Source organism: Enterococcus sp. 5B3_DIV0040, assembly GCF_002140755.1.
GTDB lineage: Bacteria > Bacillota > Bacilli > Lactobacillales > Enterococcaceae > Enterococcus_D > Enterococcus_D casseliflavus.
This window is the reverse complement of record NZ_NGLC01000002.1, coordinates 422,066-435,896: the sequence shown is the minus strand read 5'-3', so window position 1 is coordinate 435,896 and position 13,831 is coordinate 422,066. Positions and strand designations below refer to the sequence as shown.

Here is a 13,831-nt window from a genome sequence, read left to right as displayed (position 1 = left end):
AATCCCCCATTTTTTTAAAAAATCATGTGATCGATTTGAATCACACTGGCTACTTTTTCACCGATCGTCACGACCCCAACGGCATGTTCTGTCTCTTGATTGCTTAGTTGGATATCGTCTTCGGTGATATCAAGAACTTCAATTACTTCTTCTACAAGGACCCCTTTGGTCTCCTCTTGCTTCTTCATGATCAATATGTTTTTTTCGTAGGCTGGTTCCATGATGGGAATCAATTTTGCCAAACGAATCACCGTTACGACAGACCCCCGCAGATTGATCAGCCCTTCCACCCACTCTGGTGCTAAGGGCACCTTCGTAAAAGAAGGGGCATCAATGACCTCGTCCACCGAGTCCGCCGAGATCAAATAGTACTGCTGAGCCATTTTGAAAAGAATCATCTGCATGTCGCTATCCTCCTAGGCATTAGGCAAAGGCTTTGTCGATGGCAGTGATTACGCGGTCCGTGTCAAAGGGCTTCACGATAAAGTCCACCGCACCGGCGCGAATCGCATCCATCACCATTCCTTGTTGTCCCATGGCACTGCACATTACGACTTTGGCCTGCGCATCAAACGTGCGGATCATTTTTAATGCCTCTAAGCCATCCACTTCTGGCATCGTGATATCCATGGTCACTAAGTCTGGTGTCGTTGCTTGGTATTTTTCAAAAGCCTCTTGGCCATTTTGGGCTTCCCCCACGACTTCATAGCCGTTTTTTTCTAAAATATCCTTTAATTTCATGCGCATAAATACCGCATCATCCACGATCAATACTTTTTTTGACATTGTATTTGCCCCTTTCAAATTCCTAATGAATCAAATATGTTTTCTAGTACACCGATTTCTGGAATCAAAAATAACGATGCCTCTAATGTTTCTTTGGCGTAGACGAACTCATTACGGATCACCATCACCTGCTCATCATACTGGGCCATCGCCAAATAGATGGAGCTGATCGCTGCGCCAAAGAAATCATAGCTGGCGCTTGGTAAAGACGCACTCAGCTGAGTTTCCAATAGTTGGCCGATCGCGATCAAAAAAGAATTGGTAAGAATGTTGGTCAACTCGTTGATGACCGATTGCTTCAATTCTTCAGACGGATCGCTTTCTTGGATCATCAACTGACGCAATTTTGCGGCGGATTCATCCGTTAAGACAAACAAGAAGATCCCTCGAAATGCCCCTTCGATCTGGCTCATCACCACATGAACTTCTTTGTCTTCCGCCATGATCTGCTGATACAGGTCCTCATACGTTAGAATCTCGACTTCCGGTACCCGCATATCGATCGGTTGTTGGACGAGCTTTGATAAACTAGTCGCAGCGTGACCACCGCCGATATTGATCAGTTCTTTTAGGCCATCGATCTGCAGCGCTGTATAGCTCATAAGCGGTCATCCTTTTTTTCCTGACAGATGGCATGAATGTCTAGGATCAGTGCGATCGAGCCGTTGCCCATAATCGTTGCCCCTTGATAGCGATTCAGCTTTTGCAGCAGCGGATCGATTTTCTTGATGACGATTTCTTGCTGGCCGATCAGCTCATCTGCCAAAATGCCGTGAAATTGCTGGTCATTGTTGACGATGATGGCGAATTTTTTCTCAGATGGATCGCCTTCGATCGCTAAGAGTTGATCGGTCCGAACCAAGGGAATCAACTCCTCTTGAAAACGATAGACCTCATCCGAGACCGTCTGGATGATCTCTTCTTCTTTGACCATCACCACGCGTTCGACGAGATTTAGTGGGATCGCAAAGGTTTCTGCTCCGACGCGAACCATCAACGCTTGAATGATCGACAGAGTCAATGGCAATTTGATCACAAACTGCGTGCCTTTATTTGGCTGACTCTTCATTTCGATCGTGCCCCCTAGTTGGGTGATCTTGGATTGCACGGCATCCATCCCGACACCGCGCCCAGAAATGTTAGTCACTTCTTGTGCCGTTGAAAAACCAGGATGGAAAATCAACTGCTGCAACGCTTCATCGGAAAGACCTTCCGTTGCTAAGCCTTTCTTTTCAGCACTTGCTTTGATTACTTGCGGATCAAGGCCTTTGCCATCATCCTCTAAAGTAATGATTACGCGATTGCCTTCTTGGTAGGCCGCCAAGCGAATCGTGCCCTTGCGCGGTTTGCCCAGTTTTTCCCGAACATCGGGTGCTTCGATGCCGTGATCGACAGAATTACGCAACAGATGGACCAGAGGTTCACTCAACTCAGAAACCACTGTTTTATCCAATTCCGTTTCTTCCCCAAAAATGACAAGTTCCATTTCCTTTTGCAGTTCATTGGATAAGTCCCGAACCATTCGCGGAAAGCGACTGAAGACGACATTGACTTGCTGCATGCGGATCCGCAAGACCAAATCTTGCAGCTCAGAGGTCAATCGTGAAACTTGCTCTAAGGGGTCTTTGACTGCTTCGATGTTTTCCCGCTCACTGACATCTTCTAATTGATTGCGATAGACCACCAATTCGGACACGAGATCCAAGAATGAATCTAAGCGATTCAAGTCGACTCGGATCGATTGATTTTGGGCGGACGCATGATGCGCGGGCGCCGGCGATTTTTCTTTCGTTTCTGTTGTCGCTTGCTGAAGAGCAGAAGGCTCTGACTCTGGGGTCGGTGCTGGTTGAAGCAGCTCTTCTGCCTCCTCCAACACAGCAGCTGAAGGATCAAACGGTGCCACCACGAAGGCTTCGATCTCACTATTGCTGGCGATGTTTTGCTCGACATCAGCCAGTGTTTGCTGCGTCAAATAAAGCAGTGAAAAATCTGATTCAAAGGTGCCTTCTTCGAGTGTTTGGGCATCTGGTTCTGTATAAAGAACATCCCCTGCTTGGCCAAGCTTTTCCATGATCAAGAAGGCACGAGCACCTTTTAACATGGATTGGGCATCTAAGCGAACAGCAATTTGGACCGCTTGATAGCCATCTCCAGCCGCTTGCTCGATCACATACAGATCAGAAGGATCGATTTGTTGAAGCTGTGGGGTTAACGCGCCCACTGCGTTGGGTTTTTGGCTTGCTTCTGTCTCGGTTGATATACCGCCAGAATGTTCCGTTTGGTCAAGTTCGGCCAATAAATCGGCAATTTGAGCTGGCTGCAGGTCGCGTTCTTCCCGCAAGTCCTCCACAAGTTCTGACAGGCGATCCAGACATTTGAAAATCAATGAGATCGATTGCTGGGTCACTTGCAAGGTCCCAGTTTTAAATAACTCAAAAATATTTTCCATTTTATGGGTCAGCTGCGTCATGACGTCATAGCCCATCGTTGCCGCCATCCCTTTAAGGGTATGGGCAGAACGGAAAATATCATTCAGCAAGGCGCTATCTTGTGGATCGTTTTCCAATTGCAAGACATGATCATTCAACTGCGCTAAATGATCGTCTGTTTCTTCAAAGAAAAGGGTACGATAGACACTATTGTCATCCAAATGGGTCCCTCCTTTACAAAATTATACTTTTTGATAGATAAACGAATCGATTTTCTTGAGACCGAATTGTTCCGCAAAATTGATCGTTTCTGTCGCTCCCGTAAACAAAATGCCCCCTGGGACCAATGCATCGCTGAATTTTTGATAGACGGCATCCCGAGCATCACTTTTGAAATAAATCGTCACATTGCGGCAAACGATCACATCAAAAGGCCCATTGTACGGGTCTTTCAAAAGATCGTGTTGCTTAAAATGAACCCGCCGTTTGATTTCTGGTTTGATCTGAAATTGGTTCTTTTCTTTTGCATCAAAAAAACGGGTACGTTCTGCCGCTGAGACATTCCGCAATTCGTGGTCTCGATAGAGTCCTTGCTTGGCTTTTGCCAAAATTTGCGTATCGATATCGGTAGCCAAGACATTGGCTGCGGCAATTTGGTTTTTTTCTAGCAGCATCGCGATCGTATAGGGTTCTGCCCCAATCGAACATGCGGCACTCCAGATTTTGGGCAGCGTGGTTTTCGGGAGAACAATGGTTTTCAAGACGCGTTCAAAGGCGTCAAACAGTTCTTTGTTGCGATAAAATTCCGTTACGTTAATGGTGATATGGGCTAAAAAAGCCGCCCGCACCCCGTCATCGCCTTCGATCAATTGCTGGTATTCTCTCAACGTTTTTGCTCCGCTGTTTTCCATGATCGTAAGGATGCGGCGCTGCATTTGATTTTCTTTGTATGCGGCTAAGGGAATCCCTAATCGGCGATCCACCCACGCATTAAATAAGGCAAATTCTTCTTCCATCTTCTTCACCTGACCATCTGTGCAATTTTTGCTTCAATGCCCTGCAATGGCAGGACTTCATCCACGACTCCTTGTTCAATGGCATACCGCGGCATCCCAAAGACTGTACACGTTTCTTTGTCTTGAACGATCGTATAGCCCCCAGCCGCTTGGATCTGTCGTAAGCCAGCGGTGCCGTCTTTTCCCATCCCCGTCAAAACCACTGCCGCTAGTTGCGGGCCATAGTAGTCAGCTGCTGAGGAAAAAAGATAATCGACGGTTGGCCGCGTCCCATGCCGTTTTTCTCGCTGGTCCAGCTGCAGGTGCCCTTGTTGGACCGTCATGTGGTAATCCCCTGGACAAAGATACACTTGATTTTCGATCCGCATGCCGTTGACTGCTTCTTGTACTCGGACGGTTGTCTCTGTGTCTAAGCGTTTTGCAAAGGAAGCCGTGAAGCCCGCTGGCATATGCTGAACGATCAAAATCGGGCAACGTAAACGTGCAGGCAGACGGCGAATAATTCCCAGCAAAGCACGGGGTCCGCCTGTTGAAGCACCAATGACTAGCGCATCAAGTGATACCGGCAAGCTGTTTTGTGTCAGCTTAGTGGGCTGGGCAATCGTTGGTACTGGCGGGTGAACCGTACCGACTTCATGATCCATCGCCAAAATCTTTTGATGAAATTCAGCGATCCATTCTTTTTCGATCATCGATAGACTGACGGGTTTTTCCACAAAATCTCGGGCGCCAAGCGCCAAAGCCTCAATCGTGGTTTCTTGATTGGTTAATGAACTAAGCATGATGACGGGAATGGCTGATTGCTGTTTCATCCTCCGCAAGGTCTCTAATCCGTTCATCACTGGCATCTCCACATCCATTACTACCAAATCGATCGCTTCTTTGGTCAGATAGTCCAATGCTTGTTTGCCATTGCGGGCAGCGACGGTCACCTCGATATCAGGCAGCTGATTCAATAAATCTGTCACTACTTTCCGCATGAATGCCGAATCATCGACGATCATTACTTTTTTCATGTCCCTGTACTCCTTTTACAAATAAACGATTTCTTGTTTGACTTGCCGAACCATGGTCTTGAAATCCTGAAGATCCACGATCATCGTTCGACCAGCGCTGCCGCCAACATGTTTGGCTACGATCGGAATGTTTAGCCGAGCCAAGACTTCCTCGACGGCTTCAATATTGCGCTGACCAATATTGCTGGCAGCGTTAAGCGTCTGGAACTGAAACATATTGGCGCCGCCAACGATTTTCGCTTGAAAGCGAGGCCGACGGATCTTTTGTTCCAGCTCAGCCACCATCGCTGGCAATGCCAAGTCCGCAAACTTCTCGGGCTTGATTTCCCGCTTGTGCAAAAAAGGCTGACTATCTGGCAGCATAATATGACTCAAGCCGCCGATATGACTGGCTTCATCGTAAATGATCGTGCCGATGCAAGAACCTAAACCCACCGTGATCAAACGCGTCGGCGCTTGGGCGATCTTATACTCCGAGATCCCCACATGCAATTCCTCATTCACGGTCATCATTGTCATGGTCATTGGCGGCTGCCAATTCCTCTGTCTGATAGGCGTCTAACTCCGCCGTCATCTCAGCGGCTTGTTCATAGCTGAAGAGAAACGGCAGCTCCAATGCCAGCACAAGTTCATCGTCTTTTTTCAGAAAGGCTTCGATATAGTTTTGCTTGAGTCCTGATGTATTTAGTTCCGCATTGCTAGGACTTTCAACGAGCGGTAAAATGCCGACGATCTCTTCCACGTAAAGGCCGATCGCCTGCTCTTGCCAGTGACACAACAAGACCACATTTTGCCCAGTTTCCGGTGTAAATTCATCAAACAGCTTTTTGCGGATGTCAATGATCGGCACCATTGCCTCTTCAAAAGGCTGGATCCCCAGCACGAAATCCGCCACTTCCGGCAGCTGGGTAAAAGAAGCAGCCTCAATGACCCGTACCACATAGTCGATACGCAAGGCAAAGAGTTGTTGATGACTTTTAAATACAACGTATTGTTCCATTGGCGTCACTGCTCCTTTTTAGAATTTGAAACTATCCACTTGGAATTTAAGGATAGTGGCGATCGTTTCGATCTCTTGCACATTCCGTTCAAAGTCTTCGATGACTAAGTAGAAGTCTTCTAAGTTTGCCGTTACTTCTTGGGTGCCGGCAGAGGTTTCCGAAACAGCAGCCGAAATGTTGCTGACGGAAACTTGAACCATGTCTTTTTTCTCAACGATCCCGGTAATATGGGCTTCCACGGCTTGAATACTTGAAACCAATTTTTCAACAATATCAGAGATCTCATTGGCTGATTCGATCGCTTTGTTGATATTGTTGGTTTGTTTTTCGCCGCTTTCAAAGGAATCCGTCACTGCAGAGACCACTTTTTCCGATTTTTTGCGGATCGTTTCAATGATCGAACGAATGCTTTTCGTTGATTGACTGCTTTGTTCCGCCAAGCTGCGGACTTCTTCCGCAACGATGGCAAACCCTCGGCCCGCTTCTCCAGCTCGAGCTGCTTCGATGGATGCATTCAATGCCAGTAAGTTGGTCTGATCAGAAATGTCATTGATCAGCTGAACGATCTTACCGATGCTTTGGACATCTTCGTTCATGTCGTTCATGCTTTCTACTAATTCTGCTTGGTTTTGCCGTTCGATCTCCCAGCTTTCAAACACATGGAACATCATTTCTGAATTGTGGACATTGCTGCTTTGGGATTGACCGACATAGCCGTTCATCAATTCGATCTCTTTGTGGATCTCTTCGATACTTAAGGCTAGCTCGTCCATATCAAAGGAGGTTTGTTCCGCTTCGGAGGCTTGTGAACTAGTGGCATCTGCGATGGCATTCATCGTCTGACGCACATTTTCAATTGAATTTTTGGCATTTTTTGAGGTTGTCGTTAGGCCGCCTACCATTTTTTCCATTCGGCTGCTTTCTTCGTGCATGCCAACGATCACCGCTTTGAAGGTGTTTAAAACCCCTTGAAAACGATTTTGAACTTGCCCAAAAAGAGAAGTCTGGTCGCTGCTGCCGATCTCATCGATATGCGACAGATCGCCAGAACCGACTGCTTCTAGTTCTGTCAATAACGTATCCATGCCCGAGTGGGTCTCTTTTTTTACCAAATAGGTCATTCCTACTAACACTGCGATTTCTAGCAGCAGTACGATTACTGAAAAAATAAAAAAACTTTTTGCTGCTTGTCCGTCTCCGTGGGTGCGGATCACGAAGAAATAGCATCCTAATAATACGATCAGGGTAAATCCTAGCGGAATCAACGCCGCCAAGCGGATTTTTTTGATGATAGCTTGTACCTTCTTCTTCATAACAGTATCCTTTCCTATGCAAAATGATCAGTCGTGCTGTTTATCAAGATTCGCTCTTCACTTGATAATCGTTGGGTCACTCCTTCTTTATCCGATTATGAAAACAATCTTCTAGTTCTTTAATCGGATCTTTTGCTAGAAAAGTTAAGCATCTTCACCAGACATATGTATCTTTTGGATCAGCAAAGCGCGTATAGCCGCCTTGATATTCATCACGAACCAAGCGACCGTTTTGCAGCTCGACCACCCGATTACGGACCGTATTGACCATCGTACTGTCGTGGGTCGCCAAGAGGATCGTGGCACCGACTTGATTGATCCGCAAGAGCAGTTTCATGACTTCAACGGCTGATTTGGCATCCAGATTGGCGGTGGGCTCATCGGCGATCAAGACTGCTGGCTCTGTGACGATCGCCCGCGCGATCGCTACTTTTTTGCGCTGTCCCACGGAAAGCTCCTCAGGATAGTGATCCTTTTGAGGAAACATACCCACCAGTTGCAGTGCTTTGGCGGTTTTTTCCTGACGCAGCTTGCGGGGAGTGCCTAGTACTTGCAGCGCATAATCGACGTTTTTGGCAACCGTCAGATAAGGAAGCAAAAGGTCTTCTTGTCCGACGATACCGACTTGTCGTCGAACCATATAGAGATGACGGTCTTTGAGTTGTTCCAACAAGACATTGCCGACTTGGATAGAACCAGCCGAAAGCTCTTCTTCTTTCAAGAGTAATTTGAATAAGGTCGATTTGCCCGCACCGCTGGGACCCACCACATAGATAAATTCTCCTTGAGGGATCGCAACAGAAATATCGGCCAATGCCAACGTGCCATTGCTGAATTTTTTACTGACCTTGGTTAAGCGAATCATGTTCTTTCTCCTCTAATCTGTAAAACGATTGATCACGGACCACATCTCATCGGCTGTCTGCATGGCTTTCGTGTTCAATCCATACGCACGCTGGGTCGTTAACAAGTCTGTCATGGAAGTCGCTAGATCCACCGTCGACTGTTCTAACTGTCCTTGCAAGACGCTGCCAAAGGCTGCTGGATTGGTTTGCGAAGTAAGCAACGCTTGATCACCAGCACGGTACAGTTGGTTGCCCACTGGCGTGATGTTTTCTGTATTCGTCGGCTGATAAAGGGTCAGCTGTCCCAACACGCGAGTCTGACCATTTTCTTCCGTCGTCAGCTGACCGCTGGCATCTATTGCGATTTGCTGCGCATCTGGCCACTGAGGGGTCGGTACGTTTGTGGTCATTGCCACAGGGTACCCTTCACTATTGACTAATTGCTTGTTCTCACTTAAATGAAAATTGCCTGCTCGACTCAGCAGCAATTGACCAGTTTGGTCCCGGACCCCGAAAAAGCCGTTGCCTTGGATCGCGAGATCTAATGGCTGAGTGGTGCCCGCCAGATTGCCTTGGGCAAAACTGGTAGTCGTAGCCGCTTTTGCCCCCATTGACGCACCATATTGGGCGGCGTTGCCATTAAATAGCGTTTCTTCTGCACCGATGGCATTTTCCATCAATGCTTGAAAATGGGTCGTTTGTGCTTGATAGCCATTGGTATTGACGTTGGCGATGTTGTTGGCTGTCGTGTCTAAGTTTGTTTGCAAATGATTCAACCCAGAACGGCTGATTCCTAATAATCCACTGATATTCATTGACTCATCCTCAAATCTTTCCTAATTCGTTGACCGCTTTTTGCAATGTCTGGTTCGTTGAACTCAAGGCTTTCTGATTGGCTTCAAATTCGCGAGAAGTCTGGATCATCGCCACCATTTCATCGGCAACCGCTACGTTGGCTTGTTCTAAAGCACCTTGCTGGATCACGGGTGCATTCCCCGTGGTTCCTGCTGCGTTGCTAGTCACATAGTTTTGACCAGCTGTAGTCAATGCTTCTGGGGGGAATGTTTGGATCTGAAAGTTCGCTGGTCCCAAGGCGCTGACTGCTTGTCCATTGGCACCCAAGACAAGATAGCCTTCTTGTGTCACGTATTGATTCTGCTGATTGACGGTAAAGTCGCCATTTCTCGTATACAACCGCTGCCCCGCATTGTTTTGAACGACAAAGTAGCCTTCGGAAAGCAGTGCAAAATCGCTGGCTTGTCCCGTCTGTTTGACAGCACCTTGGTCTTGACTGATGGTACTGCCTGCCAATTGGGTCCCTAAAGACAACCCACCGATATCACGGCGAGTATCCGCATTGGGCCCGCTTTGGTAATTATGCAGCGCCACTTCATCTAGCGCCGACTGGAACAAAGTTTTTGCTTGATACCCTGTTGTATTGACATTGGCAATATTGCCGCTCGTCGTCTCTTGTCGCTTTTGTAATAATGAAATGTTCCGTGATAAGACATCCAATCCTCGAATCATGCCAGTTCCTCCTCAATCAATGTGCGCAATTTGGCAATCGTTTTGCCATGAATTTGTGAAACTCGCGGAATCGAGACTTCTAAGATTTCAGCGATTTCTTTTAACGTCAGTTCTTCGGTATAGTACAAACTTAAAATCAATTGTTCCCGTTCCCCTAATTTTTTGATGCACGCCACCAAGGCGGTGCGTTTTTCTTCAGCGACCAAGGTCTCTTCGACATTTTCGGCTGGATCCCGAACCATATCTTTTAAGGTCATGCCTTCTTCTTGGTAAGCAAACAAGGTATCTTCCAAAGAGACGCTGGCTAAGTAGTGCAGACTCTCATAAATATCCGCTAGTTGACTTTGGTTGATTCCCAGCTGTTTGCAGATCTCGGTGTCGGTCGCTTCTCTTTTGAGGCTTTGCTCCAACTCTTGCCGTGCTTGATAAAACTGATTGACTGCCGCCATTTTGTATCGGGAGATTTTGGCGTGCTTGCGTACTTCATCAATAATTGCCCCTTTGATGCGAATCGCTGCATAGCTTTCAAAAGGAACTTTTTTTGAGGGATCGAATTTCCGCAAGGCATCCATCAACCCAATCACCCCAATATTGTAGAGATCGCCTGATTCATAATCGGCGGTTTTGATAGACAGGCGCTGAACCACCCGTTCCACTAGCGGCAGATACTTGATGATCTCCGCTTCTCGATCGACTTCATACATCGGCGATGCCCCTTCCTAAGAAAATTCTGCTTAAATGTCAATACTGCCCACCGTTTCGATCGCAATTTCATTGGGAATCTCATTTAGAGAAAGAACGGCGATATCTGGAAAATTAAAAACGATCATTTTTTTGAATGCTAACCGGATCTTAGGCGATGCCAAAATGACGAAATTGATATTTTGAGCGATCGCCGCATGTTGGATCCCACTGATGGAATCCAACAGCTTGGTCACGGTATCTGGTTTTAAGACCGGGTACGAGCCAGTTGCGGTTTTTTGGATACTTTGAGCGATGATTTCTTCTAGTTTCGGCTGGATCACCGCCACTTGCAGCTCGTGGTTCTCATTGGCATACTTGGCAGCGATCGTCCGTTTCAGTGCTTGGCGGACATATTCTGTCAAAACTTCTACGTCTTTCGTGACAACGCCGTAATCGGCTAAGGTTTCTAAGATCGTTGCTAAGTCATTGATGGGAATTTGTTCATCCAATAAATTTTGTAAAACTTTTTGGACCTCGCCGAGCCGTAAAATATCGGGGATCAATTCATCGATCACGACATTGTACTGCTCTTTGATGCCCTCCAATAATTTCTTGACTTCTTGGCGACCTAACAGCTCTGGTGCATGGGCATAGATGATTTCTTTTAAGTGTGTTGCGATCACGGTCAACGGCTCGATAATCGTAAACCCTTGCAGATCCGCCATCTCCTTATCGGATTCATCGATCCACATAGCATCCAGATGAAAGGCTGGTTCTTTTGTTGCGATTCCTTGAAAAGGAAACGGCTCTTCATTCGGACTGATCACCATGACTTTATTCGGGTAAATATCGCCGCGGCCGACTTCGTTGCCGCGGATCTTGATCACGTAATCGTTGGCATCCAAATAGAGATTGTCGCGAATACGAACGGGACTGACTAAGATCCCTAATTCTCTAGCACTCTGTTTACGGATCGCCACGATGCGGTTCATCAAGCTGTTGTCGATCGAACTATCCACGATAGGGATCAGACCATACCCGATTTCCACTGAGATTGGTTCCACTTGGAAGGAAGCCACGGAATCGTCTTCTTCCTGTGCTTCTTTTTTGCGTTCCAGTGCCAATTTTTGTTCCCATTGTTTTTGTTCCACTCGCTGCTTTTCTTCTTTTTGCGTCACCAGAAAGCTGGCTGCGAAAAGGCCTAAGCCAATCAACACAAAAGGAACAAAAGGAAACCCAGGAACTAAGGCTAAGACGAAGAGAATCGCCCCCACGATCCGAAACAGTTGGGGATTACGCATCACATCTGCCGCAATATCTAAACCAAAGGAACTATCGTTATCAGAACGAGTCACGATCACCCCAGAAGCAATCGAAATCAATAAAGAGGGAATCGAGCTGACCAAGCCATCCCCGATTGCCAGTTTCCCGAATTGGGCGAAGGCTTCCATGACGGTCATTTGTCCCCCCATGGAGAAAATGATCGCCCCGCCGACTAAATTGATGACAGTGATCAAGATCCCTGCGATCGCATCCCCTTTGACAAACTTGCTGGCACCATCCATCGAACCAAAGAAATCAGCTTCTCGCTGCAGATCTTTTCGTCGTTTGCGGGCATCCGCTTCCGTGATCAAACCGGCATTTAGGTCGGAATCGATCGCCATTTGCTTGCCGGGCATCGCATCTAATGTGAAGCGAGCAGTCACTTCTGAGACACGCCCTGCACCATTGGTCACGACGACTAGCTGAACCACCATGATGATCACGAACAAAATGATCCCCACGATGTAATTGCTGCCGGCAACGACATTGGCGAAGGCATCGATCACGTGTCCGCCATTTCCTTGGGTCAAGATCAACCGCGTGGAAGATAGGTTCAAACCTAAACGAAACATCGTTGTGATCAGCAGCAAGGTTGGAAACGTAGTGAATTCCAACACTGATTTGGTAAACAGGGTGATCAGTAAAATGTTGATCGCGATCGTCAAATTGATAATGATCAGAATATCTAATAGTGCACTCGGTAATGGAATAATAATCAAACCAATAATAGCTAGGACGATCACCGAGATTAAGATATCCGCCAGACCAATGCCTTTTTTCGGTTTTGAGGCAGCCTCATTCATTTTTGTTCCTCCTGTTTCCTTAAATCTTGCCGCGTTGGCTTTCTTCTAACTGATAGACCAAAGCGATGATTTCGGCAATGGCTTCATACATCTCAACCGGGATCAGATCCCCGGGTTCTACTTGGCGATAAAGGGCTCGTGCCACTTCACGGTTTTCGATCTGTGGAATATTTTCTTTCAGTGCTTCTGCTTTCATCCGCTGCGCCAGCTGATCTGCCCCTTTGGCCAGGACCCGCGGCACCCCTTCACTACTGGCATCGTAACGAATCGCAATGGCGAAATGGGTCGGATTGGTGATCAAAACCGTCGCTTCTTTGACGTTGGCGATGGCATTTTGGGTCATCGCACGGTACTTCGCTTTGCGCTGTGCTTTGACTTGCGGATCACCTTCCATTTGCTTGAACTCTTCTTTGACTTCCTGCTTGCTCATCATCAAGTTCTTACGATGGCTATAGCGTTGGTAGCCGTAGTCGACTACGGCCAAAACGATCAAGAAAATCGAGATCTGTAAAAACAATTCTTTGGCCCGCAGCAGCATGAACAGGATCGTTTTTTCCAACCCCACTTCACTCAAACCCAGTAAAACAGGGACGGCGGCTAAAAATTGTTGGTAGCACAAGTAGACGATCACGCCGAATTTCGCCAATGTTTTGCCTAAATTCATCAACGAGCGCAAACTGAATTGCTGCTTGATCCCGCTGATGGGGTTCAGCTTTTTAAAGTCTGGTTTGACGGCCTTGCCAGAAAACAACAGACCAACTTGGGCATAATTCGTGATAAGCCCGACTCCGAGCGCGACCAGAAAGACGGGCGCACACAACAAAAGCAGCAGCAAGATACTCTGCACCCCCAGTTTCGGCAGATCCGCCAAACTGGTTTGATAATCAGCCAGCTGCGCCAAACTTCGGGAAAAATAAGGCAAAAAAGAAGCTGCGAAAAACTGCCATAAAGACAGGATCAAAAACGAGAAGACCAATAGCGAAACAGCTGCTGCTAATTCCTGGGTCTTAGGGACCTCCCCGCGTTTGCGGGCATCCCGCAGCCGCTTGGCACTAGGTAGTTCGGTTTTGCCATCTTTTTCTGCCATC

At 47.2% G+C, this 13,831-nt stretch carries 15 protein-coding genes; all 15 read right to left on the bottom strand.

The features are described from left to right. Positions 1-14: 14 nt before the first annotated feature. The 15 genes from A5883_RS14370 to A5883_RS14300 all read right to left on the bottom strand — a co-directional run bounded on the left by A5883_RS14370 (position 15) and on the right by A5883_RS14300 (position 13,830). A complete protein-coding gene (locus A5883_RS14370; RefSeq protein ID WP_005226635.1) occupies positions 15-404 on the bottom strand; it encodes a chemotaxis protein CheW in 390 nt (129 codons plus the stop codon). A gap of 19 nt (positions 405-423) precedes the next feature. Next, positions 424-786, bottom strand: coding sequence for a response regulator (locus tag A5883_RS14365; protein WP_003129084.1), 363 nt, complete (start codon positions 784-786; stop codon positions 424-426). A 14-nt stretch (positions 787-800) separates the two neighbouring features. After that, positions 801-1,388, bottom strand: a complete 588-nt coding sequence (locus A5883_RS14360; protein WP_074934305.1) for a chemotaxis protein CheC — start codon at positions 1,386-1,388, stop codon at positions 801-803. Next, positions 1,385-3,436 carry a chemotaxis protein CheA gene (locus tag A5883_RS14355; RefSeq protein WP_086338889.1) on the bottom strand — a complete coding sequence of 684 codons (2,052 nt, stop codon included), beginning with the start codon at positions 3,434-3,436 and terminating at the stop codon, positions 1,385-1,387. The genes A5883_RS14360 and A5883_RS14355 overlap by 4 nt, the downstream gene beginning before the upstream one ends. A 21-nt stretch (positions 3,437-3,457) precedes the next feature. After that, positions 3,458-4,231 (bottom strand): CheR family methyltransferase, encoded by a 774-nt coding sequence (locus A5883_RS14350; RefSeq protein ID WP_005226631.1) that lies wholly within the window; start codon positions 4,229-4,231, stop codon positions 3,458-3,460. 5 nt (positions 4,232-4,236) lie between these two features. Beyond that, positions 4,237-5,247, bottom strand: coding sequence for a protein-glutamate methylesterase/protein-glutamine glutaminase (locus tag A5883_RS14345; RefSeq protein WP_086338888.1), 1,011 nt, complete (start codon positions 5,245-5,247; stop codon positions 4,237-4,239). Positions 5,248-5,262: 15 nt separating this feature from the next. Beyond that, a complete protein-coding gene (locus tag A5883_RS14340; protein WP_005226629.1) occupies positions 5,263-5,772 on the bottom strand; it encodes a chemotaxis protein CheD in 510 nt (169 codons plus the stop codon). Beyond that, a complete protein-coding gene (locus A5883_RS14335; RefSeq protein ID WP_010748543.1) occupies positions 5,744-6,247 on the bottom strand; it encodes a chemotaxis protein CheW in 504 nt (167 codons plus the stop codon). The genes A5883_RS14340 and A5883_RS14335 overlap by 29 nt, the downstream gene beginning before the upstream one ends. Before the next feature lie 18 nt (positions 6,248-6,265). Beyond that, complete coding sequence (locus tag A5883_RS14330; RefSeq protein ID WP_005226627.1) at positions 6,266-7,561, bottom strand: methyl-accepting chemotaxis protein; 1,296 nt, start codon at positions 7,559-7,561, stop codon at positions 6,266-6,268. Between the two features lie 154 nt (positions 7,562-7,715). Further along, positions 7,716-8,426, bottom strand: coding sequence for a cell division ATP-binding protein FtsE (locus tag A5883_RS14325; RefSeq protein WP_005226626.1), 711 nt, complete (start codon positions 8,424-8,426; stop codon positions 7,716-7,718). Positions 8,427-8,438: 12 nt separating this feature from the next. Further along, positions 8,439-9,221, bottom strand: coding sequence for a flagellar hook-basal body protein (locus A5883_RS14320; protein ID WP_086338887.1), 783 nt, complete (start codon positions 9,219-9,221; stop codon positions 8,439-8,441). Positions 9,222-9,231: 10 nt separating this feature from the next. Further along, positions 9,232-9,933: a flagellar hook-basal body protein gene (locus A5883_RS14315; protein ID WP_086338886.1), complete on the bottom strand. Its 702-nt coding sequence runs from the start codon at positions 9,931-9,933 to the stop codon at positions 9,232-9,234. Then, entirely contained in the window at positions 9,930-10,637 is a 708-nt protein-coding gene (locus A5883_RS14310) for a sigma-70 family RNA polymerase sigma factor (protein WP_005226623.1), read from the bottom strand. Before A5883_RS14310 ends, A5883_RS14315 begins: the two co-directional genes overlap by 4 nt. Before the next feature lie 30 nt (positions 10,638-10,667). Beyond that, entirely contained in the window at positions 10,668-12,743 is a 2,076-nt protein-coding gene (flhA, locus tag A5883_RS14305) for a flagellar biosynthesis protein FlhA (RefSeq protein WP_005232779.1), read from the bottom strand. A 19-nt stretch (positions 12,744-12,762) separates the two neighbouring features. Beyond that, entirely contained in the window at positions 12,763-13,830 is a 1,068-nt protein-coding gene (locus A5883_RS14300) for an EscU/YscU/HrcU family type III secretion system export apparatus switch protein (RefSeq protein ID WP_016609019.1), read from the bottom strand. Between the last annotated feature and the right edge of the window lies 1 nt (position 13,831).

Bases quoted from the DNA above. Each gene is read 5' to 3' on its own strand.
- A5883_RS14370 (WP_005226635.1), bottom strand. From the start codon at position 404: ATGCAGATGATTCTTTTCAAAATGGCTCAGCAGTACTATTTGATCTCG.
- A5883_RS14365 (WP_003129084.1), bottom strand. From the start codon at position 786: ATGTCAAAAAAAGTATTGATCGTGGATGATGCGGTATTTATGCGCATG.
- A5883_RS14360 (WP_074934305.1), bottom strand. From the start codon at position 1,388: ATGAGCTATACAGCGCTGCAGATCGATGGCCTAAAAGAACTGATCAAT.
- A5883_RS14350 (WP_005226631.1), bottom strand. From the start codon at position 4,231: ATGGAAGAAGAATTTGCCTTATTTAATGCGTGGGTGGATCGCCGATTA.
- A5883_RS14345 (WP_086338888.1), bottom strand. From the start codon at position 5,247: ATGAAAAAAGTAATGATCGTCGATGATTCGGCATTCATGCGGAAAGTA.
- A5883_RS14340 (WP_005226629.1), bottom strand. From the start codon at position 5,772: ATGACCATGACAATGATGACCGTGAATGAGGAATTGCATGTGGGGATC.
- A5883_RS14335 (WP_010748543.1), bottom strand. From the start codon at position 6,247: ATGGAACAATACGTTGTATTTAAAAGTCATCAACAACTCTTTGCCTTG.
- A5883_RS14330 (WP_005226627.1), bottom strand. From the start codon at position 7,561: ATGAAGAAGAAGGTACAAGCTATCATCAAAAAAATCCGCTTGGCGGCG.
- A5883_RS14325 (WP_005226626.1), bottom strand. From the start codon at position 8,426: ATGATTCGCTTAACCAAGGTCAGTAAAAAATTCAGCAATGGCACGTTG.
- A5883_RS14320 (WP_086338887.1), bottom strand. From the start codon at position 9,221: ATGAATATCAGTGGATTATTAGGAATCAGCCGTTCTGGGTTGAATCAT.
- A5883_RS14315 (WP_086338886.1), bottom strand. From the start codon at position 9,933: ATGATTCGAGGATTGGATGTCTTATCACGGAACATTTCATTATTACAA.
- A5883_RS14310 (WP_005226623.1), bottom strand. From the start codon at position 10,637: ATGTATGAAGTCGATCGAGAAGCGGAGATCATCAAGTATCTGCCGCTA.
- flhA (WP_005232779.1), bottom strand. From the start codon at position 12,743: ATGAATGAGGCTGCCTCAAAACCGAAAAAAGGCATTGGTCTGGCGGAT.
- A5883_RS14300 (WP_016609019.1), bottom strand. From the start codon at position 13,830: ATGGCAGAAAAAGATGGCAAAACCGAACTACCTAGTGCCAAGCGGCTG.